Below are 22102 nucleotides of genomic sequence, written 5' to 3'. Positions count from 1 at the left end.
CGGAGTTCGACGCCGGCATGGCCGCGCACGGCGCGCGCGGGCCGCGGGCGGAGCGGGCCGGTCGCGGCGGCGGTCGTCACGGTCCGATGCGCTCGGGCGCTCGCGACAAGGCCGAGCGCGGACCCGTCGTCATCGCCGACGCCCGCGCCAAGCTGACCGAGCAGTTCGCCCGGCTGGACGCCAACCGAGACGGCGTGGCGACCGCCGACGAACAGCGCGTCGCGCGCCGGGCGTGGGCGGAACAGCGCCGCGAACGCCGGGCGTCCCGTCCGGCGCAACAACCGGCTTCCCCGCTCCGGCTTCGGAGTAAGACAGGTGTCGGGGTCGGCCGTGACGCGCGAATCGGTCCCTGTCTTGGGCAAAGCGAGAGGCGGGCTTGGTCGCAGTCGTCGACCCCGACGAGGATCTGGTGCGCCGCGTGGGTCAGGGCGATCCCGCGGCGTCGCAGGCCTTGGTCACGCGCAAGCTGCCGCGCGTCCTGGCCCTGGCCCAGCGGATGCTGGGCGATGCGGCCGAGGCGGAGGACGTGGCGCAGGAAACCCTGCTGAAGGCCTGGCGGCAGGCCCCCCGGTGGACGCCGGGCCGGGCGCGGTTCGACACCTGGCTTCACCGGGTGGCGCTGAACCTCTGCTACGACCGGCTGAGGCGGCGGCGGGAAATTCCCACCGATGCGCCGCCCGAACGGCCGGACGAGGGGCCGGCGCCGGATCGCGGATTGCTGGCGGCCGAGACGGGCGCGCGCGTCGACGCCGCCCTGGCCGGCCTGCCCCAGCGCCAGCGCGAGGCCATCGTGCTGTGCCACTATCAGGAGCTGTCCAACATCGAGGCGGCCGCCCTGATGGACATCAGCGTCGAGGCGCTGGAAAGTTTGCTGTCACGGGGGCGGCGCGCCTTGCGCCACGCCCTCGCTGACGTGTCGCCGAAAGGAGACGGATGATGACGATCGAACGGCTGAAGGCGCTGGCGCAGGCTTACGGCGCCGACCTGCGCCGCTGGCCCGCGTCCGAGCGGCCCTTCGCCGAGAGCCTGATCGCCGCCGATCCCGCCGCCCGCGCCGCGCTGGACGAGGCGGCGGCCCTGGATGCGCTGCTGGCCGCCTCGCCCGCGCCTTCGCCGTCGGCGCAACTGACCGCGCGCGTCCTGGCCGGGGCGCCGAGGCCGCGCGCGCGCCAGGCGCGGCGGGGCCGGCTGGCCTGGTTCCTGGGGGCGGGCTGGACGGCGGCGGCCTGCGCCGGCGTGGTCGCGGGCCTGGGCCTGACCACCCATCTGACCGCCGACGCGCGCGCCGACGCGGTGCTCTATCAATCGACGCTCAGCGGCGTGGACGACGCCGAGGTGCTGGGATGAGCGAACGCGGACTGAAGATCGCCCTGGCCGTTTCGGTCGCCTTGAACGTCTTCGCCCTGGCGGGCGGCGGCGCCTTCCTGATCAGCCGCCAACAGGTGGAGCGCAAGGTCGAGGATCAGGTCCGGCCGGGCCGCAGGCCGTTCGACGCGGTGCTGGCCGATCTGGACCCGGCCACGCGTCGCAGCGTGCGCCAGCAGATGCGCCAGGCCGCCCTGGCCGCGCGCCCCGATTTCGAGGCCGCCCGCGCCGCCCGTCGCCAGGCGACCGAGCTGGCGGGGGCGCCGACGATGGACGCCGCGCGCGTGCGCGCCCTGCTGGAGCAGTCGCGCGAGGCCGAGATGCGCGGGCGCGGGCGGCTGGAAGGCGACGCCGTGGACATTCTGGCCGGCCTCAGCGTCGAGGAGCGCAAGGCCCTGACGCCGATCCTCGCGCGCAAGAGCGATCACCGCCGGGCGGTGGCGCGCGAAGACGCCGCGCCCCACGCCCGCTAGGCCGAACGGATCAGCCGCGCGCGCGGAAGGCGGCGACGGCCTCGACCGCCGCGCGCGTCGAAGCCTCGATCCCGGCCCAGTCGCCCGACTTCACCGCGGCGTCGGTGATCAGCTTGGAGCCCATGCCGGCCGCCACGATGCCCGCGCCGAACCATTTGGCGATGGAGGCCTCGTCCGGATCGACGCCGCCGGTCGGCATGATCTTGGCCCAGGGCATCGGTCCCCGGACCGCCTTGACGAAGTCCGGGCCGCCGACGGACGCGCCGGGGAACAGCTTGACGATGTCGCAGCCCAGTTCGTGCGCCTCGCCGATGTCGGTGACCGATCCGCAACCGGGGAAATAGGCGACCCTGCGCCGGTTGCAGACCTTGGCCACGTCCGGGACCAGGCAGGGGCTGACCACGAAGCGGGCGCCCCGGTTCAGATACAGCGCCGCCGTGCCCGCATCGACCACCGAGCCGATGCCCAGCACGATGTCCGGGTCGGTGCGGATCAGTTCGCGGTTGATCTCGCCGAACAGGTCGCAGGCGAAGTCGCCCCGATTGGTGAACTCCACCACCTTCGCTCCGCCGCGCGCGCTGGCGCGGATGACGTTCAGGCAGACCTCGGGATCGGGATGGTAGAAGACCGGGCACACGCCCTGAGCTTCCAGCGCCTGAAGCACGCTGACGCGGTCGTGTCGTGGTCATGGTCGACATCCTCTGCAACGGTTCGCGCCCGACCTCCGACGTCGCCGCCGCCGCGTCAAGTCAAACCACGTTAGCGCGTCAGGCCGCCTGGGCGGGTTCGCCCTCGGCGCCCCAGCCGTGCGCGTCCAGGGCGACGCTCAGGACGAAGGTCGAGCCCTCGCCCGGCGCCGAGCGGACGGTCATCTCGCCGTTCATCATCTCGGCCAGCCGCTTGCAGATGCTCAGGCCCAGGCCGGTGCCGCCGAACCGGCGGGTGGAGGAGGCGTCGACCTGGCTGAACGGCTGGAACAGGGCGGCCTGGTCCTCGGGCGCGATGCCGATGCCGCTGTCGCGCACCTCCAGCCGCAGGGCCAGCCGGCCGTCGTCCCGCCGCCGGCCGTCCAGGCGCAGGCCCACCTCGCCCGCCGCGGTGAACTTGATGGCGTTGGCCAGCAGGTTGTGGCTGATCTGGGCCAGGCGCAGCACGTCGGCGCGCACCAGCGTCGGCCAGTCGCCGGTGGTCTCCGCGACGAAGCCCAGGCCCTTGGCCTCGGCCTGGGCGGCGAAGGGGCCCACCAGGCGCGGGGCCAGGGACTGCGCCTCGACCAGGGCCTGGGACAGCTCCATCTTGCCGGCCTCGATCTTGGTCACGTCCAGGATGTCGTTCAGCAGCACCATCAGGCCCTCGCCCGAGCGGGTGATGATCTGCACGAACTCGGTCTGGCGCGCGTCCAGGTCGGACAGGCGCAGCAGTTCGGCCGCGCCCAGGACGCCGTTCATCGGCGTGCGCAGCTCGTGGGAGATGACGCCCAGGAAGTTGGACTTGGCGGCGCTGGCGGCGTCGGCGCGATCGCGCGCCTGTTCCAGCTCGGTGATCAGGGCGGCCTGGCGCCGGTTCACGGCGCCCAGTTCCTCGTCTTTCATCTGGGTGATGACGACCTTGATCAGCAGGGCGAGGCCCAGCACTGGCACGATGCTCAGCACCACCCAGAAGCCGGACGTGCCCCACAGGCTGAGGACGAGCAGGATCACGACGATCGAATAGGGCGTCGACACCATCAGCGCCTCGTGCGGGGCGGCGCGCATCTGGGTGAAGACCAGGACATAGCCGGCCATCAGCAGGGCCACCCCGACCGCCACGCCGAACAGGCTTCCGGCGCTGAAGGACAGCCACGGCGCGGCGGCCCAGATGGCGCAGGACAGGGTGGCGACGGCCAGCCGCAGCCGGGTGGGATTGGCGCCGCGCGGCCCCTGGCGTCCGTCGACGACCGTGCGGATCAGCCCCGCCACCGTGGCCAGGACGAACCAGGTGGCGGCTGTGTGGAAGTCGGTCGTCGTCCACAGCGCCAGCGACCAGCTGGCGATGATCCAGTAGCGCAGGTGTCCGGCGGCGATCAGCCGGTGCAGCAGGGGTCGGGGATCGTCGGCGGCTGAGGTCATCGTCACGCGCTCCTTGCCGCCGTTTTAGTTCATGACTGATAAGAGACCGTGAACGTTGAACTTTTTCGTTTCTGTGGGTTCGATACCGTACCTTGGCGACCCTGGAGATGCGGCCTTATCGGCGCGGCCGCGATGGTCTAGGAAGGCGTCAGGGAGACCGCCGCCATGATGACCGCCATCTTCGTCTTCATCAAAACCGAACTGGGCTACGCCAACGACGTGGCCGCCGACATCGTCGACAATGTCGAGAACGTGTCGGAGGTCTATTCGACCTCGGGCCAGCACGACCTGCTGGCCAAGTTCAACCTGCCGCGCGACGCCGACATCGGGACCTTCGTGACCAGGCAGGTCCAGACCCGCCCCCACGTGCGCGACACCTTCACCGTCATCACCTTCTCGCCCTTCCTGCCCAGCGGGGCTGAGGTCAGGCGTCGCTTCGGCGGCGGGCCTTTTCCTTGCGCTCCTCGGCCTCGTCGTCGTCGCCGACCTTCTCCTCCACCGTCGCCGAAAAGCGCTGGAAGGCTCCCAGGCCGACCAGGACCAGGACCGAAGCCAGCAGCAGGGCGGTCGGATAGATCAGTTGGGAGACGTCCGCGCGGGCCGTCTTGAACACCACCACCAGGGCCTCCAGGAACAGGGCGATGACGATGGTGGACAGGAATTTGGTCAGGCTGCGCCGGGCCTCGGCGGCGCTGCGCTTGTCGTTGCCGCGCCGCACCTCGTCCTCGAAGATGTACTTGGCCACGTCGAACACGGCGATGGCGACGATGACATAGCCCAGCACGTCCAGCACCGCGTCGGCGCCCGACTGTTCCGGCGAGCGGATGCTCTGGATCGCATCGCTGACGCCGAAGCCGATCAGCGCCATCGCCGACAGCAGCAGCAACAGGCTGGCGCCGGCGAAGACGGCGCGGCTGAGATAGGTCATGGTCGGCTCCAAACGGGCCTGACGAACGCGCGAACGGCGAAGCTGTTGCCGAGGCTTCCCCTACGTGACCGTAGCCAATCGAAACGCATCTGCTAACGTCGTCGCCAGAGGAAACGCGGGGAACACGCGAATGAGCGATCTGGAAGGCTTCCGCGCCGAGACGCGCGCCTGGCTGGAGGCGAACTGCCCGCCCGAGGCGCGCGGGCCGATGGGCTCCGAGGCGGACATGATCTGGGGCGGGCGCGACGCCGTCTTCGCCACGCCCGGCCACAAGCTCTGGCTGGAGCGGATGGGCGAACGCGGCTGGACGGCGCCGGAATGGCCCCGGGAATACGGCGGCGGGGGGCTGAGCCGTGAGGAGGCCAAGGTGCTGGCCTCGGAACTGCGCCGCATCAAGGCCCAGCCGGCGCTGAACAGCTTCGGCGTCTGGATGCTGGGGCCGGCGCTGCTGGCCTTCGGGACCGAGGAACAGAAGAAGCGGTTCCTGCCCGAGATCGTGCGCGGCGAGATCCGCTGGTGCCAGGGCTATTCCGAACCGGGCGCCGGCTCCGACCTGGCCTCGATCCAGACCCGGGCCGAGGATCGGGGCGACCACTGGATCGTCAACGGCCAGAAGATCTGGACCAGCTACGCCGACAAGGCCGACTGGATCTTCTGCCTGGTGCGGACGGACCCGGAGGCGCCCAAGCACCTGGGCATTTCCTTCGTCCTGTTCGACATGAGGACGCCGGGCGTGACGACGCGGCCGATCACCCTGATCAGCGGCAAGTCGCCTTTCTGCGAGACCTTCTTCGACGATGTTCGGGTCGAGAAGGAAAACCTGGTCGGGACGCTGAACCGGGGCTGGGACGTGGCCAAATATCTGCTGGCCCACGAGCGGACCATGATCGGCGCCATGGGCGAGGTCGCGGGCGGGCGGCCGGTGGGCCAGGTCGCCCTGGACGCCATCGGGACGGACGAGGCCGGCCGGCTGGACGAGCCCATGCTGCGCGCGCGCATCGCCGAACTGGAGATCGATCAGGCCGCCTTCCGCCTGGCGATGGAGCGGGTGGGCGACCAGGTGAAGGCCAAGCAGGCCCATCCGGCCATCGCCTCCATGCTGAAATACTATGGGTCCGAACTGAACAAGCGCCGCCACGAACTGCTGATGGCGGCCGGCGGCGCCGACGCGCTGGAGTGGGAGAGCGAGCGCTCGCGCGGCGGTTCGGCCGCCCGCGACTGGCTGCGCACCAAGGCCAACTCCATCGAGGGCGGAACCAGCGAGATCCAGCTGAACATCATCGCCAAACACCTGCTGCAGCTGCCGGGAGCCTGAGCCCATGCCCCTGATCCTGACCGAAGAGCAGGCCATGCTGCAGGAGGCCGCCGACGGCTTCCTGGCCGAGCGCGCGCCCATCGCCCACCTGCGCCAGCTGCGCGACGCGCGCGACCCTGATGGACTGTCCCGCGACCTGTGGCGGGCGTTCGGAGAGATGGGCTTCGCCGGCGTCATCATTCCTGAAGAATACGGCGGCGCCGGGCTGGGCGCGGTCGAGGCGGGGGTGATCGCCGAGAGCCTGGGCCGCACCCTGACGCCGTCGCCCTTCATGGGTTCGGCCGTGCTGTCCGCCAGGGTGCTGGCCGACGGCGGGTCCGAGGCCCAGCAGGCCTGGCTGCCGAAGATCGCGGCGGGCGAGGCCATCCTGTCGCTGGCCGTGGACGAGGGTCCCAAGCACGCCCCGGCCAAGATCGCCACGCGGGCCGAACGGGCGGGCAACGGCTTTCGTCTGAACGGCGCCAAGGCCTTCGTGCTGGACGGCCATGTCGCGGACGCCCTGATCGTCGTGGCCAGGGCGGAAGAGGGGACGACCCTGTTCCTGGTCGATCCCAAGGCGGCGGGCGTGGAGATCGAGCGGACCGTCATGGTCGACGCCCACAACGCCGCGCGGGTCGTCCTGACCGACGTCGCGGTCGATGCGGATGCGGTGATCGGCGAGGTTGGAAATGGCGAGGCGCTGCTGGACGGCGCCCTGGCGTTGGGCCGGGCCTGCGCGGCCTCCAGCCTGACCGGCGCGGGCGACCAGGCGTTCAAGATTACGCTGGAGTATCTGCGCACCCGCAAGCAGTTCGGCAAGCTGATCGGCGAGTTCCAGGCGCTTCAGCACCGGGCGGCGCACCTGTTCACCGAACTGGAGCTGGCCCGCGCCGCGACCCTGGGCGCGCTTCAGGCCCTCGACGCCGGGCGGCAGGACGCCGCCCTGGCCGCCTCGGTCGCCAAGGCCAAGGCCGGGCGGGTGGCCGAACTGGCGGTCCAGGAGGCGGTGCAGATGCACGGCGGCGTCGGCATGACCGACGAATTCGACGTCGGCCTGTTCATGAAGCGGGTGCGCGTGCTGAACGAACTGCTGGGCGACGCCGGTTTCCACAGCGAGCGGCTGGCGCAAGCTCAAGGGTTCTGAGATTCCGCCTGACCGCCCCCGTCCTTCGCGGTAAGACGGGGCCATGACGGACAGCGACCCGAATCTGGACGGCCCGCCCTGGGACGAGGATGTCGTCGAACGCGACGAGAACACCGACGACATGTTCGGCGCGCCGGCGGCTGCACCGGAACCGCCGCCTGCGCCCGTCGCCGCCGCTCCCGTCGAGGCCCGTGCCGAGCCGGCGGCCGAGGATGGCGCCGCCTATCAGGTGCTGGCGCGCAAGTACCGGCCGCGCACCTTCGAGGACCTGATCGGCCAGGAGGCGATGGTCCGCACCCTGACCAACGCCTTCGCCACCGGCCGCATCGCCCACGCCTTCATGCTGACCGGCGTGCGGGGCGTCGGCAAGACGACCACCGCCCGCCTGCTGGCCCGCGCCCTGAACAACGAGACCGACGCCATCGACAAGCCGTCGCTGGCCCTGACCGCCCACGGCCGGCACGACGCCGCCATCATGGCCGGCCAGCACATGGACGTGATGGAGATGGACGCGGCGTCCCACACCGGCGTCAACGACATCCGCGACATCCTGGAAAGCGTCCGCTATGCGCCGGTAGAGGCGCGCTACAAGGTCTATGTGCTGGACGAGGTCCACATGCTGTCGACGCAGGCGTTCAACGCCCTGCTGAAGACGCTGGAGGAGCCGCCGCCCCACGCCAAATCATCTTCGCCACCACCGAGATCCGCAAGGTGCCGGTGACGATCCTGAGCCGGTGCCAGCGCTTCGACCTGCGTCGTGTCGAGCCCGAGATCCTGGTCGAGCACCTGGCGCGCGTCGCCGACCGCGAGGGCATGAAGATCGAGGGCGACGCCCTGGCCCTGATCGCGCGCGCGGCCGAAGGGTCGGTGCGCGACGGCCTGTCGCTGCTGGACCAGGCCCTGGTCCAGGCCGAGGGCGGCGAGACGGTCAAGACCGAGACCGTGCGCGACATGCTGGGCCTGGCCGACCGCAGCCAGACCATCGCCCTGTTCGAATCCGTCATGGCCGGCCGCACGCCCGAGGCGCTGGAGACCTTCCGCACGCTTTACGGCTTCGGCGCCGATCCGGTGCAGGTGACCAACGACCTCTTGGAACATTGTCACGCCGCCTCGGTGGCCAAGATGCTGGGGCCGAACGCGACGCGCCTGCCCAACGACCAGGCGCAGAAGCTGGCGGCGCTGGGCGCGGCCATTCCGGCGGCGACCCTGTCGCGCACCTGGCAGATGCTGCTGAAGGCGCTGGACGAGGTGCGGCGTGCGCCCAATCCGGCCGATGCGGTGGAAATGGCCCTGGTGCGCCTGGCCTACGCCGCCGACCTGCCCGGACCGGAAGAGGCGCTGAAGCGGCTGCAGTCCGGCGAGCCCCTGGGCGGCGGCTCGGCCCCGCGCGGCGGCGGCGGCGGGAGCGGCGGGGGCGGCGGCGCGTCCGCCCAACTGGCCGCGCGACCGATGGCGGCGCCGGCCCTGCCGGATCCGCAGAGCTTCGAACAGGTCGTGGCCCTGATCGGCGAGCGGCGCGAGATCGGCCTGCAGATGGACGTCGAACGCTATGTGAAGCCGGTGTCGTTCAAGCCCGGCGCCATCGTCTATGAGAGCGTCCAGGGCGCGCCGGTCGAACTGGCGCGCAAGCTGGCCTCGCGCCTGAAGGACTGGACCGGCCGCACCTGGCTGATCGCCGCCAACGGCCAGGGCGGCGGCGAGACCCTGATCGAACAGCAGAAGAAGGCCCGCGCCGCCGAGCGCGAGGCCGTCGAAAGCGACGCCTTCATCCAGTCTGTGCTGACGGCCTTCCCCGGCGCGAAGCTGGGCGAAATCCGCACGGTCGCGCCGACCCTGGTCACGCCGGAAATCCCGGACGAGGCGGAAGGCGACGAGGACTGAGGGGGCGCACCGCGCTCTCCCTCCCCCTGCGGGGGAGGGTGGTCGAGCCAAAGGCGAGACCGGATGGGGGCGGCAAGGCGACGCCGACTCGGTCTGTCTCTGTTCGCCCAGCCCTCCCCACCCGGCTTCGCTGCGCTCAGCCACCCTCCCCCGCAGGGGGAGGGAGAAGCCTTGCGTCGTCGCTCACAGAATCTTCGCCGCCTCGTCGAAGCTCAGGCGCGGCGAGCGGGGGAACAGGTTCTCGTCCGAACCGTAGCCCAGATTGACGATGAAGTTGGGCTCCACATTGCCTTCGGGAAAGAACTCGGCCTTCACCGCCGCGGCGTCGAAGCCGGACATGGGGCCGACGTCCAGGCCCAGGGCGCGGGCCGCGATCAGGAAATAGCCGCCCTGAAGCGAGCTGTTGCGGAAGGCGGCCTCGCGGCGGCCGGCCTCGTCGGCGAACCAGTCGCGGGCGCCGGGCGCATGCGGGAACAGCGCGGGCAGGTGGTCGTGGAAGTCGATGTCCTGGCCGATGATGACGGTGACCGGCGCCTGGGCCGTCTTGGCCTGGTTGCCTTCGCTCATCAGCGGGACCAGGCGGGCCTTGGCCTGTGGCGACGTCACGAACAGGAAGCGGGCCGGCGTCATGTTCACCGCCGTCGGCCCGAACTTGGTCAGGTCGTAGAGCCGATGCAGCAGCTCGGGCGCGACCGGCCGGTCGGTCCAGCCGTTGCGGGTGCGCGCCTCGGTGAACAGTTGCGACAGGGCGGCGTCCGACAGCGGGGCGTCGCGTTGGGGAATGGCGTCATAGGCCATGGGAGCGTTCCTGACTTGATTAGCAACGAATGCGCGAGTGCTAATTAAGCCGTATCGCAACAGTCGCAAGTGCGAATCGCGCATCACAGCGTTTCCATTTGCGTGATGTCGGCGAAAGACCCCTGTGCGACCGGGGCGCTTGGCCCTATCTAGGGGCCATGAAAGACCTGACCCAACTGATGCAGCAGGCCCAGGCGATGCAGCAAAAGCTGCAGGACGCCCAGGCCAAGATGGCCGAAACCTCCGCCGAGGGCACGTCCGGCGGCGGCCTAGTGAGCGTGGCGCTGAAGGGCGCCGGCGAGATCACCGCGATCAGGATCGACGACAGCCTGCTGGCGCCGGGCGAGGGTGAGATCCTGGCCGATCTGATCGTCGCCGCCCATGCCGACGCCAAGCGCAAGCTGGACGAGGTCAACACCGCTCTGATGCGCGAGGCCGCCGGGCCGATGGCCGGGATGAACATTCCCGGAATGCCGAAACTGTTCTGATGGCCGCCTCCGCCGGGCCCGAGATCGAGCGGCTCATCTCCCTTCTCGCCAAGCTGCCGGGCCTGGGCCCGCGCTCGGCCCGGCGCGCGGCCCTGGCGCTGCTGAAGCGGCGCGAGCAGCTGCTGGTCCCGCTGGCCGCCTCGCTGGCCGAGACGGCGGACAAGGTGGTGTCGTGCTCGGTGTGCGGCGCGCCCGACACCCGCGACCCCTGCGCCATCTGCGCGGACGGCGCGCGCGACAACGGCCTGATCTGCGTGGTCGAGGAGGCCGGCGCCCTGTGGGCGATGGAGCGGTCTGGCGCCTTTCGCGGCAAATACCACGTGCTGGGCGGCCTGCTGTCGGCCCTGGACGGCGTGGGGCCGGACCAGTTGCGCGTCGCCGAACTGGTCGGCCGGGTGAGGGGCGGCGAGGTGCGCGAGGTCGTCCTGGCCCTGCCCGCCACCGTCGACGGTCAGACCACCGCCCACTACATCGCCGAACGCATCTCCGGGCCGGGGGTGGAGGTGACCTCCCTGGCGCGCGGCGTGCCCGTCGGGGGCGAACTGGACTGGCTGGACGACGGCACCATCGTCCAGGCCCTGCGCGCGCGCCGGCCGACCTGACGACCGATTCCGTCGCAGGGAGGGCGCAACTGGCCTGATCCTTCGACTCCGTTTAAGGAACGGACCATGAACATGCTCGCGCCGATCCTCGCCGTCGTCGCCGTCGCCCTGGGCGGCGGTTTCCTGTGGGCCTTCATGGGATGGCAGCGGACCCGCGCCGAGCTCTCCGCCGCCCTGGCGCGGATCGAGGTGGTCGAGGAAAGCCGCGTCACCCTGGGCGAGCTGCTGAAGGCCCAGGCCGCCCAGTCGGCGCAGGTCGTCGCCGACCAGATGGTCAGTCGCGCGACCGAGACCTTCCGCGCCCAGGACCAGCTGGCGCGCGAGCGGATGGCGGCGCAGCTGAAGCCGGTCGCCGACACCCTGAGCAAGTTCCAGGAACACGTCGCGGCGCTGGAAAAGACCCGTTCCGAGGAAACCGGCGGCCTGCGCGAGCAGCTGGCCCAGCTGATGGCGGCCTCCTCGGCGACGCGCGACGAGGCGCGCAAGCTGACCGAGGCCCTGCGCGGCAACACCGGCCGGCGCGGCCGCTGGGGCGAGCAGACCTGCCGCAACGTGCTGGAGGCCGCCGGCATGGCCGGCCGGTTCGACTTCACTGAACAGACCTCCAGCGCCGACGACGAGGGGCGCCAGAACCGTCCGGACTTCATCGTGCGCCTGCCGGGCGGCGGCATGTTCGTGATCGACGCCAAGGTGCCCCTGGCCTTCGACGACGGGGAGGGGGACGAGGAGGCGCGCGCCCGCTCGGTCGGCCTGCGCACCGCCGCCAGCCTGAAGACCCACGTCCGGCAGCTGTCGTCCAAGGCCTATCAGGACCAGTTCAAGCCCAGCCCCGATTTCGTCGCCCTGTTCGTGCCCGGCGACGCCTTCCTGGCCACCGCCCTGGACCACGAGCCGGACCTGATGACCCACGCCATGACCTCGCGCGTCGTCATCGTCACGCCCACGACCCTGTTCGCCCTGTGCAAGGCCGTCGCCTACGGCTGGCGCGCCGAGGAGCAGGCCGCCAACGCCGACCGCGTCGCGGCCCTGGGACGCGAGCTCTACAAGCGGCTGTCGGTCATGGGCGGCCACGCCTCGGCGGTCGGCCGCGCGCTGGATGCGGCGGTCGGCAAGTACAACCAGTTCGTCGGCTCGCTGGAGAGCCAGGTCATGGTTTCGGCCCGCCGGTTTGAGGACCTGCAGGTCGATCACGAAGGCAAGACCCTGCCCGAACTGGCCCCGGTCGACGCCAGCCCGCGCGCCGTCAGCCGGCCGGAACTGCTGACGTCAGCCACTCGCGACGCCGCCGAATAGCAAGCGAGCTTGTCCATAAGGAAAGGGTGCTTGACATTGCCGTCATTGGACGTAAAGTGACCTTGTCATAAAGACAAGGAGGGCTGTCATGCAGCCGAAACTGAAGCGACTGCTGGGCTGGGTCTTCCTGGGCGGGCTGCTGACCGGGTTCCTGGCGGGACTGGCCGGGTTCGGCGCGGGCTATCTGTCGGCGTCCAGCCCGGAAGCCGCCGACCGCGTCGCCGCGTTCGAGATCGTCGGTTTCGGCGTGTTCGGACTGATCGCCGTCGGCGTCAGCCTGTGGGTCAGCGTCTATTGGATGCGCACGATCGACGAGGCGGCGCGCGAGGCGCACAAGGCCGCCTGGTTCTGGGGCGGATCGGGCGCGCTGCTGCTGGGCCTGCCGCTGATGCTGATCGCCACCCTGCCGCAGACGGCGGACTGGCGCCTGCCCGACTGGTTCTACGGCCGCAGCGATCCCGTGGCCCACGCCGCCCTGGGCGCCGGCGGCCTGCTGGTCCTGATGCTGGTCGGCTACACGGTCGCCTGGGCGTGGTGGTGGTTCCGGCGGCGATAGGAGAACCCCATGAACAACCGCCTCAAGGTTCTGCGCGCCGAGCGCGACTGGTCCCAGGCGCAGCTGGCCGAGCTGCTGGCCGTGTCGCGCCAGACCGTCAATGCGCTGGAGACCGGCCGCTACGACCCGTCCCTGCCGCTGGCCTTCAAGATCGCCCGCGTCTTCGGCCAACCCATCGAATCCATCTTCTCGGAACAGGAGACCGACGGATGACCGCGTCTTCACGCAAGACCTCCCCGCTGCCGCGCCGCCTGCTGACCGCCTTCGGCTTCGGCCTGGCGACGGGCGCCGCCGGCTATCTGTTCGGTCGGCTGATCCTGCCCGACCTGATCGGGCCCGACGCCCTGGACGGCGTCGACGTGCGCTGGTCCGACGCCCTGGCCGCCCTGACCGGCGCCGCCCTGATCATCGGCGCCGGGGCGGTCATGCTCATCAGCCTGGATCCGCGCCGCCTGGGCCGGATGTACGGCATGGACGACCCCGCCTCGGCCGAGGAAGGGCGCCAGGCGCGCTTCCAGGCGGCCGTCATGGGCTTTTCCGGCCTGATCCTGCTGCTGCCGATCGTCTTCGCCCTGGCCGGGCTGGCGGGCGGCGTGGCGATGGGGTCGATCGTCCTGCTGCTGGCCGTCCACACGGTGCTGAACTTCAAGGTTTGGCGCGGCGTCGACGAACTGCTGCGCCGCACGGCCCTGGAAGCCGCGGCCGCGACCCTCTTCCTGGGCCAGGGCCTGCTGTTCCTGTGGGCGGCGGCCGAGCGTCTGGGCGTTCTGGCGCCCCTGACCGCCTGGGACATCTACGCCGTCCTGATGACCCTGTACCTGCTGGTCTCCGCCGTCGCCTCGGCCCGTCGAGGCCTGGCCTGAGGGCCGCCGCCTTCCCTTTTTCAACGAGGACTGAACCCATGACCCTGTCGACCCTTCTGAAGACCTCCGCCTCCACCCTTGCGCGCGGCGCGGCCGGCGTGGCCGGCGGCCTGGCGCTCTACTTCGCCCTGACCGGCCAGCCGGCCCTGGCCCAGGAAGCCGCCCAGCCGGCGGCCCCGCCCGCCATTCGCGGCGAGGGCCCGGCCCTCTGGGTGGTCAAGGACGCGGACTCCACCTGTATCTGTTCGGCACCGTCCATGTGCTGCGCCCGACCATCGGCTGGTCCAGCCCGCGCGTGGAGGCCGCCTTCGACAGCGCCGACGAGGTCTGGTTCGAGATCAGCGATCCCGACAACCAGGCGGCCGTCATGCCCCTGGTCCAGCAGTACGGCCTGTCGCCGGACAAGCCCCTGTCCAGCATCCTGACCGCCGAGGAGATGGCCGAACTGGACGCCGCCGCCCGCACCGTGGGCATGAGCGCCGCGCAGCTGGATCCGATGCGGCCGTGGCTGGCGGGCCTGACCCTGTCGGTCGCACCGCTGGTCAAGGCGGGCTACGATCCCCAGTCGGGGGTGGAACTGGTGCTGAAGGCGCGCGCCGAGGCCGCCGGCAAGCCGATCAAGGCGTTCGAGACCATCGACAAGCAGATCCGCATCCTGGCCACGATGGACGAGCCGGTGCAGCTGGAGTTCATCCGCCAGACGCTGGAGGACTTCGACGACGCCGTCGAGATGCTGGACGGCATGGTCGACGCCTGGTCGCGCGGCGACGTGGCCGAACTGGACCGGGTCGTGGTCGAGGACATGAAGGACACGGCGCCGCACGTCTATCAGGCGATCCTGGTCGACCGGAACCTCGATTGGGCCAACCAGATCCAGACCCTGCTGCAGGGCTCGGGCACGGCCTTCATCGCCGTGGGCGCCGCCCACCTGGCGGGCGACGACAGCGTCCAGGCCCTGCTGGCGCAGCGCGGCGTCGACGTGGCGCGCGTCGCCGACTGACCCGGAACGGCGGCGGTCTCAGCCCTGATTGACGTCCCAGACGAAGATCACCCAGAGCGCCGCCGCCACGCCCGCCCCGATCAGGAGCACGGCCAGGCAGCCGAACATGGCCGCCCTTCCCGCGCCCGCTCCCTTTTCGCGCCTCATGATCTCGTCCGCCCGCCTTGCGCCTTGAGCCCCGCCTCGGGCGAGGCTAAGGAAACCGGGAGCGCGGGTATAGTTCAGAGGTAGAACGTCAGCTTCCCAAGCTGAATGTCGCGAGTTCGATTCTCGCTACCCGCTCCAATTTCAACAGCTTATGGAAATGGCTGAGGCCGCGTTTTGTGGTTTTTGCAGTCATTTTGGAATCGCGGGCACCTTTTGTTCCCGCGCTCCTGATCCTTGAGCGCCAACTATTTGAACTTTCGTGGCGGGTAGAAGGCGCCGGGTGACGTGCCCCCTCTGGTCCCTCGATCTTTATGAAAGCCCAGGGTGCTGTCAGGTTACCGCCTGCGGATGAAGTTCGCCCAACCCCGGCCGATCTAAGCGGTCGCCGCCGCCCAGGCGGCATCCGCATCGGCGCGGAAGCGCCGAAGGGTAGGACCGCTGATGAGATGTCGTTGGACGTTGAAGGTGTTGTAGATCGCGGCGTGGGTGGTGAGGAAACGCTGGGCTGAGGCTTTGGATTTGAAGCCCTGTTGTTGTCGCTCTCGTCGTCGGATCGGCAGGTGCGAGTTCTCGACCCGGTTGTTTTCCCGCAGCTGGCCCGGTCGATGGATCTGAGCCCGGCCGAGCTCACGAAGCGCCGCGCCGTATGACACTAGGCCGTCGGTCGTGATCCTCTTCGGCTCAATGGGTTGGTTACGCAGCAGGCGGCCCAGCAGTTTCAACGCCGCTTGCGTATCCCGCCGGCGCTGGACGACGAGGTCGAGGACCTCGCCTTCGTCGTCCACGGCGCGCCACAGATACATCTGCCGGCCGCCGATCCAACAGACCATTTCGTCCAGATGCCATCGCGGCGATGGCGCTGGCCGGCGCTTCCTCAGCCGCCTGGCGATCAAGGGGCCGAACTTGCGTGTCCAGCAGCGGATCGTCTCGTAACTGACCTCAATCCCGCGTTGAGCCAGCATCTCCTCGACGTCGCGCAGGCTGAGGCTGAAGCGAAAATACAGCCAGACGGCGTGACGGATCACTTCCGCCGGAAAGCGGTGGCGCTTGAACGACAGCGGTTTCATGAAAATCGTTCCCGGTCAGCCATTTACGCCATCGTCAGTGGAGACAAGTTAGCGTTAGACTGACAGCACCCCTACTATGTGCGCCAATGCCCGTCGGCGTGGCGCGCTTCAGACTGAGCGCGGGAGACGCACGGTGAAGCGGCTGCCCTGGTCCTCGCCCTCGCTGGAGACGGCGATGGCGCCCCGGTGCAACTCCACCAGCTGCTTGACCAGGGCCAGGCCGATGCCCAGTCCTTCGGAGGAGCGCGTGTCCGGTCCCGGAACCTGGGTGTAGAGGGCGAAGATCCGCTCCTGCATCTCGGGTGGGACGCCGACGCCGTTGTCCTCGACCTCGATCTCAACCGTGTCGGCCTCTAGTCGCGCCGACAGTCGGATCTCGCCCCCGGAGGGAGTGTATTTGGCGGCGTTGGTCAGCAGGTTGCTGACCACCTGGGACAGCCGCGTGAAGTCCCCCGCGATCCACGCCGGTTCGTCCGGCAGGTCCACGGTCAGCGCGTGCAACCCGGCGTCGATCTTCGGACGGCTGGTGTCGATCGCCGACTCCAGCACGGCCTGCAGCGACACGCGTTCTAGACGCAGGGCGATCTTGCCCTGGTCGATGCGCGAGACGTCGAGCAGATCCTCGATCAGGCGCGACAGATGGAGCACCTGGGTCCCCATCCTCTCCCGGATCACCCCGGCCTTGGACCCGTCCGCCTCGCGCTCCAGCAGTTGCAGCCCCGCCCTCAGCGCCATCAGCGGGTTGCGCAGCTCATGGCCCAGGACGGCCAGGAACTCGTCCTTGCGGCGGTCGGCCGCCCTCAACTGAGCGGCGTAGGCCTTCAGTTCGTCGCGCTGGCGCAGCACCTGGCGGCGCTGGTCGAACAGATCGAAGAAGACCTCGGCCTTGCTGCGCAGGATGTCGGCCTCGATCGGCTTCTGGATGAAGTCCACCGCTCCGGCCTCATAGCCGCGGAAGCGTCTCTGGTGGTCCGCGCTGCCCGCCGTGACGAAGATGATGGGCACGTGGCGGGTCCGCGTCGAGGCGCGCATGTATTCGCCCAGCTGGAAGCCGTCCATGCCGGGCATCTGCACGTCGAGCAACGCAAGGGCCACCTCATGGGCGAGCAGCAGCTCCAGCGCCTCGTCGCCGGTGCGGGCCTTGAGGAAGGTCAGGCCGTCACGTCGGAGCAGGGCCTCGAGCGCGAGCAGATTCTCCTCCAGATCATCCACCAAGAGGACAGGGATGGGATCGTCGGTCTGGGTCATCCGGTCATCCGTGCAAGGTGGTCGGCGATGGCGTCGAGGCTGAGGATCCGGGCGGAGGAACCGACCAGGGCGGCCTCGGGCATGGTCGAGGCGTAGGCCTGTCGCGGGTCCTCGACGATCGTCTCGCCGCCCGCGGTCGCCACGGCCTGCAGCCCTGCGGCGCCGTCGCTGTTGGCGCCGGTCAGGATGATCCCGGTCAGGCCCGCGCCATAGGCGTCGGCGGCGCTCTCAAACAGGACGTCGATCGAAGGGCGGGAATAGTTGACCAACTCGTCCGAAGACAGGGCCAGGCTCCCGTCGCGTTCGACCAGGAGGTGATAGTCCGAGGGCGCGAAATACACCACGCCGGCCGCGACCGGCTCCTTGTCCTCGGCCTCCTTGACGCGAACACTGCACCGCGACTGCAGCAGCGGCACGAGGGCGTTGTCACGGTCCGGCGGCACGTGGACCGCGATCAGCGCGGGCGCCGGAAACTCCGCCGGCAGGGCGGGCAGGATCTTCAGCAGGGCCTGGACCGCACCGGCCGAGGCGCCGATGACGACGGCGCGTGTCTCGTTCGTCGTCATGCCGCGCGCTTCCTGTAGATTTTCTCCTCGCGCACGAACTCGCCGAAGGCGTCGGCGTGGGCGGAGAAGCGCAGGCTTTCCTTGGCGCCCAAGCCGAGGAAGCCGTTGCGGGGGAGGGCGTCGCGGAACAGCCCGACCGCCCTATCCTGCAGCGCCCGGTCGAAATAGATCATGACGTTGCGGCACGAAATCAGCTGCATCTCGGCGAAGAGACGGCGTCGGTCACCAGGCTGTGGTCCGAGAAGACGATCCGGCTTCGCAGGCTCTTGTCGAATACCGCTCGGCCATAGTCGGCGGTGTAGTAGTCCGACAGCGACGAGCGCCCGCCGGATTTCTGATGGTTCTCGGTGAACGTCCGCACCCGGTCCAGCGGATAGACGCCTGCCTCCGCGATGCGCAGCGCCTCGGGATTGATGTCGGTCGCATAGAAGAGCGTGCGGTCGTAGAGCCCTTCCTCGCGGAACAGGATGGCCAGCGAATAGACCTCCTCCCCATGGCTGCATCCGGCGACCCAGACCTTCAGGGACGGATAGGTGCGCAGGTGCGGCAACACCGTCTCGCGCAGCGCCCGGAAGTAGGACGGATCGCGGAACATCTCGCTGACCTGCACCGTCAGATACCCGAGCAGGCGCGGCAACATGCCGGGATCATGCAACATCGCGTCCTGCAGCGCCGATAGCGTGGCGTAGCCCATCTGCTCCCGGGCCTGGACGAGGCGGCGCTTGATTGACGCCCGCGCATAGTGGCGGAAGTCGTAGTGGTAGCGCTGGAAGAGGCCCTCCAGCAGCAGATCAATCTCCAGGTCCTCGATGCTGTCGGGCGCGGGGAGAGGGCTCACCGGGGCATCCACACGCGCACCAGCGACAGCAGCTTGTCCACGTCGATGGGCTTGGCCATGTAGTCGTTGGCGCCGGCGTCCAGGCAGCGCGCCTGGTCGTCCGGCATAGCCTTGGCGGTCAGCATCAGGATCGGCAGCCGCGCCCAGCGTGGGTCGGCGCGGATCTTCGTCGTCGCCGTGAGGCCGTCCATCACCGGCATCATCACGTCCATCAGCACCAGGTCGATGGCCAAGGCCGGATCAGCCTCGGCCGCGGCGAGGGCGTCGATCGCCTCCTGGCCGTTGCGGGCGATCTCCACCACGGCGCCCCTCGGTTCCAACACCTGGGTCAGGGAGTAGACGTTGCGCACGTCGTCCTCGACGACGAGGATGCGGCGGCCTTCCAGCACGGCGTCGCGATGGCGCGCCTTCTGGATCATCCGCTGCTGCTCCGGCGGCAGGTCGGACACCACCTGGTGAAGGAACAGCGACACCTCGTCGAGCAGCCGTTCCGGCGACTTGGCGCCCTTGATGATAATCGAGCTGGAATAGCGCTGCAGCTGCTGCTCGTGCTCGGCCGACAGGTCCCGGCCGGTGTAGACGATCACCGGCGGGAAGGCCCGGTCGCCGTCCTCGCTCAGCGTCTCCAGCAAAGAGAAGCCCGAGGCGTCCGGCAGGGTCAGGTCCAGCACCATGCATTCGAAGGTCTGACGCGCGAGGGCGTCCAGGCACTCCGCCGCGGTGCCGACGCCGACGATCTCGACTTGGCTTGAGCCCAGCAGGCGCTCGACGGCGTCGCGCTGGATCGGATCGTCCTCGACCACCAGGACCCGGCGGACCGTGCGCGCCAGAGTCTCCTCTAGGTCTGTCAGCACCTCGGCCAAATCCTCGCGTCGGACCGGCTTCATCGTATAGCCGCGGGCACCGAGCGTGAGGGCGGTCTGGCTGTGATCGTCGGCCGAGACGATGTGGATCGGGATGTGCCGGGTCCGGTCGTCACGCTTGAGGCTATCGAGCACCGTCAGTCCGGACTGGTCCGGCAGGCCGATGTCGAGGACGATGGCGCTGGGGCCGTGACGTCGCGCCAGCGCCAGCGCCTCTTCGGCCGTGCTCGCCACCAGGCACTGGAAGCCGAGCTCGCGCGACAGGTCGCGGACGATGGCGGCGAAACGGTCGTCGTCCTCGATGACCAGCAGCAGGCGCCGCGCGCCCGCGATCCGCTCGCGGTCGTCCTCGATGGCCCGCAGCATGGCCGGGCGCGTCGCGGCAGGCGACGAGGACGGCGACGGCACCTCGCCTAACGCGGGCGCCTTGGCAGGGACGGGACGCGCGGCCACGGCGTCAGGGTCGTACATCCGAGGCGTCGTCAGGGTGAAGGTGCTGCCCTCGCCGGGCTCGCTCTCGAGCGCGATGGAGCCGCCCAGCAGCCGCGCCAGCTCCCGCGAGATCGACAGGCCCAGGCCGGTGCCGCCATAGCGACGGCTGATGGTGCCGTCCGCTTGCTGGAAAGCCTCGAATACGCTCGCCTGCTGGTCACGCGAGATGCCGATGCCCGTGTCCTTCACCGCGAAGGCCACGCCGTCGCCGTCCGCCCGGATGAAGAGGCGTACGCCGCCAGTCTCGGTGAATTTGAAGGCGTTCGACAGCAGGTTCTTGAGGATCTGCTCCAGCCGCTGCCGGTCGGTCTCCACGATTTCCGGCGCGCCCTCGTCGATCTCGACGGCGAACTCCAGGCCCCGCGTCTCGGCCACCGGCTGGAACAGCTGGCGCAGCTCGGCGGCCACGCGCTCGACCGACACCCCTTCGGCCCGCACTTGGACGTGGCCCGCCTCGATCTTGGACAGGTCGAGAATGTCGTTGATCAGCGTCAGCAGGTCGTCGCCCGAGGACTGGATGGTGCGGGCGAAGCGCACCTGGTCCTCGCTCAGATTGCCGTCGGCGTTGTCGCCCAGCAACTTGGCCAGAATCAGCAGCGAGTTCAGCGGCGTGCGCAGCTCGTGCGACATATTGGCCAGGAAGTCCGACTTGTACTGGCTGGCCTGCTCCAGGTCCCGGGCCTGACGCGCCAGATCGGCGCCGACCTTCTCAAGGTCGTCGCGCTGCGTTTCCAGGGTCTGGGCCTGCTCCTCCAGCTGGCTGTTGGTCTGTTCGAGTTCGACCTGCTGCTGCTCCAGGCGGACCTGGGATTCCTTCAGGGCCCGACCCTGCTCCTCCAACTCTTCGTTGGAGACGCGCAGTTCCTCGCTCTGCACCTGCAGTTCCTCGGCTTGGCGCTGCGTTTCCTCCAGCGCGTCCTGCAGCTCCGAGCGATAGCGCGCGGACCGCAGCGCCACGCCGACGGCGTCGGCGGCCGCATCAAGCAATTCCAGAACGAGGTCGTCCGGCGGATGATGAAGGAAGCCAAGCTCGATCACGCCGTTGACGGACCCATCGACGCGGGCCGGCGCGATGAGCAGGTGCCGCGGGGTGTCGCGGCCCAGGGCCGAACCGATGGTCAGATAGCCGTCCGGCACCTCGGACAGCAGCACCGGACGACCGTCGGCCGCGACCTGGCCGAGCAGACCTTCCTTGAGGCGGAAGGTCTCTGGCGTCGGCGCGTCGGCGGGAACGCCGAGCGCGCCGGCCTGCTGGAAGCGGTCGCCCTGGCCGGCGAACAGCACAGCCGCCTGCGAGCCGACGTAACGGGACAGGAAGGCCAGGACATTGTCGGCCAGCTGTTCGAGCGTCAGGTCGCCGCCAATAGCCTCGGCCAGACCGACCTGGCCCGACTGCAGCCAATCCTGCCGCGCTCGGGCGCGGGCGCTGCGGCGGATCAGCAGGAAGACGCTCACGGTCAGGACACCGCCCAGCAGCGCCGACAGAATCCCGCTCACGATAGCTGTGCGATAGGCGGCCTCCATTTGCGCAAGCCAGTCCTGCCGCTGCCGCAGACCCTCTGCCCGCACCGCGGCGACCCGCTCCCGGATGGCCTCCATCTCCGTCTTGCCCCGATCGGTCGCGACGACGGCCAGCGCGGGAGCGAGCCCCTCGTTACGGCGCAGCGCCACCGTCGCCCGCAGTTCCTCCGTCTTGGCGGCGACGTTGCGGCGCAGCTGGGCGATATTGGCCTGCTGCCGTGGATTGGCCTGCGTCAGCGCCGCCAGGCCGTCCAGGCGCTCGTCCACGACGGCCATGGCGCGGTCGTAGGGCTCCAGATAGCGCTCGTTCCCGGTCAGGATGTAGCCGCGTTGGCCCGTCTCGGCGTCCTGGACCGCGCTGAGTAGATCGTCGGCGCCGATCAGGACGGAGTGGGTGTGGACGACCCGCTGATTGTTCGAGCGCAGGTCCTGGATGTTGGCGTAAGCGATGACGCCGCTGATCAGGAAGAAAGCCAGGACCACGGCAAGGCCCGCGCCCGCCCAGAGCTCGACCTTGGAGCGAGCGAACATCTCACGGGGCTTGAGAAGGGGCATGGGCGATCTCGG

The 22102-nt window shown here is 69.7% G+C and carries 22 protein-coding genes, 1 tRNA gene and 3 pseudogenes; 15 read left to right on the top strand and 11 right to left on the bottom strand.

The features are described from left to right. Positions 1 to 376: 376 nt before the first annotated feature. The 3 genes from MU852_RS06325 to MU852_RS06315 are packed head-to-tail and all read left to right on the top strand — an operon-like array spanning position 377 to position 1838. Entirely contained in the window at positions 377 to 937 is a 561-nt protein-coding gene (locus tag MU852_RS06325; protein ID WP_249751482.1) for an RNA polymerase sigma factor, read from the top strand. Then, positions 934 to 1347 (top strand): hypothetical protein, encoded by a 414-nt coding sequence (locus tag MU852_RS06320; protein WP_249751481.1) that lies wholly within the window; start codon positions 934 to 936, stop codon positions 1345 to 1347. The genes MU852_RS06325 and MU852_RS06320 overlap by 4 nt, the downstream gene beginning before the upstream one ends. Continuing rightward, on the top strand, positions 1344 to 1838 hold the full coding sequence (locus MU852_RS06315; RefSeq protein WP_249751480.1) for a periplasmic heavy metal sensor: 495 nt from the start codon (positions 1344 to 1346) through the stop codon (positions 1836 to 1838). Before MU852_RS06320 ends, MU852_RS06315 begins: the two co-directional genes overlap by 4 nt. 10 nt (positions 1839 to 1848) lie before the next feature. On the opposite strand, the pseudogene MU852_RS06310 reads toward MU852_RS06315, so the two are convergent. Both MU852_RS06310 and MU852_RS06305 read right to left on the bottom strand, forming a co-directional pair. Next, positions 1849 to 2514 (bottom strand): annotated as a pseudogene (locus MU852_RS06310) (bifunctional 4-hydroxy-2-oxoglutarate aldolase/2-dehydro-3-deoxy-phosphogluconate aldolase); the annotation flags it as partial. A gap of 91 nt (positions 2515 to 2605) precedes the next feature. After that, positions 2606 to 3946 (bottom strand): sensor histidine kinase, encoded by a 1341-nt coding sequence (locus tag MU852_RS06305; protein ID WP_249751478.1) that lies wholly within the window; start codon positions 3944 to 3946, stop codon positions 2606 to 2608. Between the two features lie 165 nt (positions 3947 to 4111). On the opposite strand from MU852_RS06305, the pseudogene MU852_RS06300 reads away from it, so the two are divergent. After that, positions 4112 to 4294 (top strand): annotated as a pseudogene (locus MU852_RS06300) (Lrp/AsnC ligand binding domain-containing protein); the annotation flags it as partial. A gap of 76 nt (positions 4295 to 4370) precedes the next feature. Here the strand turns inward: MU852_RS06300 and MU852_RS06295 are convergent. Further along, entirely contained in the window at positions 4371 to 4874 is a 504-nt protein-coding gene (locus tag MU852_RS06295; protein ID WP_249751477.1) for a GNAT family acetyltransferase, read from the bottom strand. Between the two features lie 130 nt (positions 4875 to 5004). Between MU852_RS06295 and MU852_RS06290 the strand changes: the two genes are divergently transcribed. From MU852_RS06290 to MU852_RS06280, 3 genes and pseudogenes are all read left to right on the top strand, one after another. After that, positions 5005 to 6189 carry an acyl-CoA dehydrogenase family protein gene (locus tag MU852_RS06290; RefSeq protein WP_249751476.1) on the top strand — a complete coding sequence of 395 codons (1185 nt, stop codon included), beginning with the start codon at positions 5005 to 5007 and terminating at the stop codon, positions 6187 to 6189. A gap of 4 nt (positions 6190 to 6193) precedes the next feature. After that, complete coding sequence (locus MU852_RS06285; protein ID WP_249751475.1) at positions 6194 to 7312, top strand: acyl-CoA dehydrogenase family protein; 1119 nt, start codon at positions 6194 to 6196, stop codon at positions 7310 to 7312. A 43-nt stretch (positions 7313 to 7355) separates the two neighbouring features. Further along, positions 7356 to 9193: pseudogene (locus tag MU852_RS06280) on the top strand (DNA polymerase III subunit gamma/tau). A gap of 183 nt (positions 9194 to 9376) precedes the next feature. Here the strand turns inward: MU852_RS06280 and MU852_RS06275 are convergent. Then, entirely contained in the window at positions 9377 to 9991 is a 615-nt protein-coding gene (locus tag MU852_RS06275) for a malonic semialdehyde reductase (RefSeq protein WP_249751474.1), read from the bottom strand. Positions 9992 to 10149: 158 nt separating this feature from the next. Between MU852_RS06275 and MU852_RS06270 the strand changes: the two genes are divergently transcribed. From MU852_RS06270 to MU852_RS06240, 7 genes are all read left to right on the top strand, one after another. Further along, positions 10150 to 10479, top strand: coding sequence for a YbaB/EbfC family nucleoid-associated protein (locus MU852_RS06270; protein WP_249751473.1), 330 nt, complete (start codon positions 10150 to 10152; stop codon positions 10477 to 10479). Next, positions 10479 to 11081, top strand: a complete 603-nt coding sequence (gene recR / locus MU852_RS06265; protein ID WP_249751472.1) for a recombination mediator RecR — start codon at positions 10479 to 10481, stop codon at positions 11079 to 11081. The genes MU852_RS06270 and recR overlap by 1 nt, the downstream gene beginning before the upstream one ends. 66 nt (positions 11082 to 11147) lie before the next feature. Next, positions 11148 to 12374: a DNA recombination protein RmuC gene (locus MU852_RS06260; protein WP_249751471.1), complete on the top strand. Its 1227-nt coding sequence runs from the start codon at positions 11148 to 11150 to the stop codon at positions 12372 to 12374. 88 nt (positions 12375 to 12462) lie between these two features. Further along, the gene (locus tag MU852_RS06255; RefSeq protein ID WP_249751470.1) at positions 12463 to 12930 is read left to right on the top strand and encodes a hypothetical protein; all 468 of its coding nucleotides are present in this window, start codon (positions 12463 to 12465) and stop codon (positions 12928 to 12930) included. Positions 12931 to 12939: 9 nt separating this feature from the next. After that, positions 12940 to 13143 carry a helix-turn-helix transcriptional regulator gene (locus tag MU852_RS06250; protein ID WP_249751469.1) on the top strand — a complete coding sequence of 68 codons (204 nt, stop codon included), beginning with the start codon at positions 12940 to 12942 and terminating at the stop codon, positions 13141 to 13143. After that, complete coding sequence (locus MU852_RS06245; protein WP_249751468.1) at positions 13140 to 13793, top strand: hypothetical protein; 654 nt, start codon at positions 13140 to 13142, stop codon at positions 13791 to 13793. Before MU852_RS06250 ends, MU852_RS06245 begins: the two co-directional genes overlap by 4 nt. Before the next feature lie 259 nt (positions 13794 to 14052). Next, positions 14053 to 14793 carry a TraB/GumN family protein gene (locus tag MU852_RS06240; RefSeq protein WP_249751467.1) on the top strand — a complete coding sequence of 247 codons (741 nt, stop codon included), beginning with the start codon at positions 14053 to 14055 and terminating at the stop codon, positions 14791 to 14793. An 18-nt stretch (positions 14794 to 14811) separates the two neighbouring features. Here the strand turns inward: MU852_RS06240 and MU852_RS17290 are convergent, their stop codons facing one another. Beyond that, positions 14812 to 14940, bottom strand: a complete 129-nt coding sequence (locus MU852_RS17290) for a hypothetical protein (RefSeq protein WP_283843803.1) — start codon at positions 14938 to 14940, stop codon at positions 14812 to 14814. 63 nt (positions 14941 to 15003) lie between these two features. On the opposite strand from MU852_RS17290, the gene MU852_RS06235 reads away from it, so the two are divergent. Continuing rightward, positions 15004 to 15078: transfer RNA gene (locus MU852_RS06235), tRNA-Gly, on the top strand. Between the two features lie 236 nt (positions 15079 to 15314). Here the strand turns inward: MU852_RS06235 and MU852_RS06230 are convergent. The 6 genes from MU852_RS06230 to MU852_RS06210 form a co-directional block, all read right to left on the bottom strand. Further along, positions 15315 to 16007, bottom strand: coding sequence for an IS6 family transposase (locus tag MU852_RS06230; RefSeq protein ID WP_249751466.1), 693 nt, complete (start codon positions 16005 to 16007; stop codon positions 15315 to 15317). A 108-nt stretch (positions 16008 to 16115) separates the two neighbouring features. Continuing rightward, on the bottom strand, positions 16116 to 17255 hold the full coding sequence (locus MU852_RS06225; protein WP_249751465.1) for a hybrid sensor histidine kinase/response regulator: 1140 nt from the start codon (positions 17253 to 17255) through the stop codon (positions 16116 to 16118). Next, a complete protein-coding gene (locus MU852_RS06220) occupies positions 17252 to 17821 on the bottom strand; it encodes a chemotaxis protein CheB (protein ID WP_249751464.1) in 570 nt (189 codons plus the stop codon). The genes MU852_RS06225 and MU852_RS06220 overlap by 4 nt, the downstream gene beginning before the upstream one ends. Further along, positions 17818 to 18021, bottom strand: a complete 204-nt coding sequence (locus MU852_RS18160) for a CheR family methyltransferase (RefSeq protein WP_430641201.1) — start codon at positions 18019 to 18021, stop codon at positions 17818 to 17820. The genes MU852_RS06220 and MU852_RS18160 overlap by 4 nt, the downstream gene beginning before the upstream one ends. Then, positions 18012 to 18659 carry a CheR family methyltransferase gene (locus MU852_RS06215; protein WP_430641200.1) on the bottom strand — a complete coding sequence of 216 codons (648 nt, stop codon included), beginning with the start codon at positions 18657 to 18659 and terminating at the stop codon, positions 18012 to 18014. Before MU852_RS06215 ends, MU852_RS18160 begins: the two co-directional genes overlap by 10 nt. After that, complete coding sequence (locus tag MU852_RS06210) at positions 18656 to 22090, bottom strand: response regulator (RefSeq protein WP_249751463.1); 3435 nt, start codon at positions 22088 to 22090, stop codon at positions 18656 to 18658. The genes MU852_RS06215 and MU852_RS06210 overlap by 4 nt, the downstream gene beginning before the upstream one ends. Between the last annotated feature and the right edge of the window lie 12 nt (positions 22091 to 22102).

This window comes from Brevundimonas albigilva (assembly GCF_023503965.1).
GTDB lineage: Bacteria > Pseudomonadota > Alphaproteobacteria > Caulobacterales > Caulobacteraceae > Brevundimonas > Brevundimonas albigilva.
This window is presented reverse-complemented; position numbering and strand designations above follow the sequence as displayed.

Coding starts and splice junctions, on each gene's coding strand:
- MU852_RS06320 (WP_249751481.1), top strand. CDS start 934: ATGATGACGATCGAACGGCTGAAGGCGCTGGCGCAGGCTTACGGCGCC.
- MU852_RS06315 (WP_249751480.1), top strand. CDS start 1,344: ATGAGCGAACGCGGACTGAAGATCGCCCTGGCCGTTTCGGTCGCCTTG.
- MU852_RS06305 (WP_249751478.1), bottom strand. CDS start 3,946: ATGACCTCAGCCGCCGACGATCCCCGACCCCTGCTGCACCGGCTGATC.
- MU852_RS06295 (WP_249751477.1), bottom strand. CDS start 4,874: ATGACCTATCTCAGCCGCGCCGTCTTCGCCGGCGCCAGCCTGTTGCTG.
- MU852_RS06290 (WP_249751476.1), top strand. CDS start 5,005: ATGAGCGATCTGGAAGGCTTCCGCGCCGAGACGCGCGCCTGGCTGGAG.
- MU852_RS06285 (WP_249751475.1), top strand. CDS start 6,194: ATGCCCCTGATCCTGACCGAAGAGCAGGCCATGCTGCAGGAGGCCGCC.
- MU852_RS06275 (WP_249751474.1), bottom strand. CDS start 9,991: ATGGCCTATGACGCCATTCCCCAACGCGACGCCCCGCTGTCGGACGCC.
- MU852_RS06270 (WP_249751473.1), top strand. CDS start 10,150: ATGAAAGACCTGACCCAACTGATGCAGCAGGCCCAGGCGATGCAGCAA.
- recR (WP_249751472.1), top strand. CDS start 10,479: ATGGCCGCCTCCGCCGGGCCCGAGATCGAGCGGCTCATCTCCCTTCTC.
- MU852_RS06260 (WP_249751471.1), top strand. CDS start 11,148: ATGAACATGCTCGCGCCGATCCTCGCCGTCGTCGCCGTCGCCCTGGGC.
- MU852_RS06255 (WP_249751470.1), top strand. CDS start 12,463: ATGCAGCCGAAACTGAAGCGACTGCTGGGCTGGGTCTTCCTGGGCGGG.
- MU852_RS06250 (WP_249751469.1), top strand. CDS start 12,940: ATGAACAACCGCCTCAAGGTTCTGCGCGCCGAGCGCGACTGGTCCCAG.
- MU852_RS06245 (WP_249751468.1), top strand. CDS start 13,140: ATGACCGCGTCTTCACGCAAGACCTCCCCGCTGCCGCGCCGCCTGCTG.
- MU852_RS17290 (WP_283843803.1), bottom strand. CDS start 14,940: ATGAGGCGCGAAAAGGGAGCGGGCGCGGGAAGGGCGGCCATGTTCGGC.
- MU852_RS06230 (WP_249751466.1), bottom strand. CDS start 16,007: ATGAAACCGCTGTCGTTCAAGCGCCACCGCTTTCCGGCGGAAGTGATC.
- MU852_RS06225 (WP_249751465.1), bottom strand. CDS start 17,255: ATGACCCAGACCGACGATCCCATCCCTGTCCTCTTGGTGGATGATCTG.
- MU852_RS06220 (WP_249751464.1), bottom strand. CDS start 17,821: ATGACGACGAACGAGACACGCGCCGTCGTCATCGGCGCCTCGGCCGGT.
- MU852_RS18160 (WP_430641201.1), bottom strand. CDS start 18,021: ATGCAGCTGATTTCGTGCCGCAACGTCATGATCTATTTCGACCGGGCG.
- MU852_RS06210 (WP_249751463.1), bottom strand. CDS start 22,090: ATGCCCCTTCTCAAGCCCCGTGAGATGTTCGCTCGCTCCAAGGTCGAG.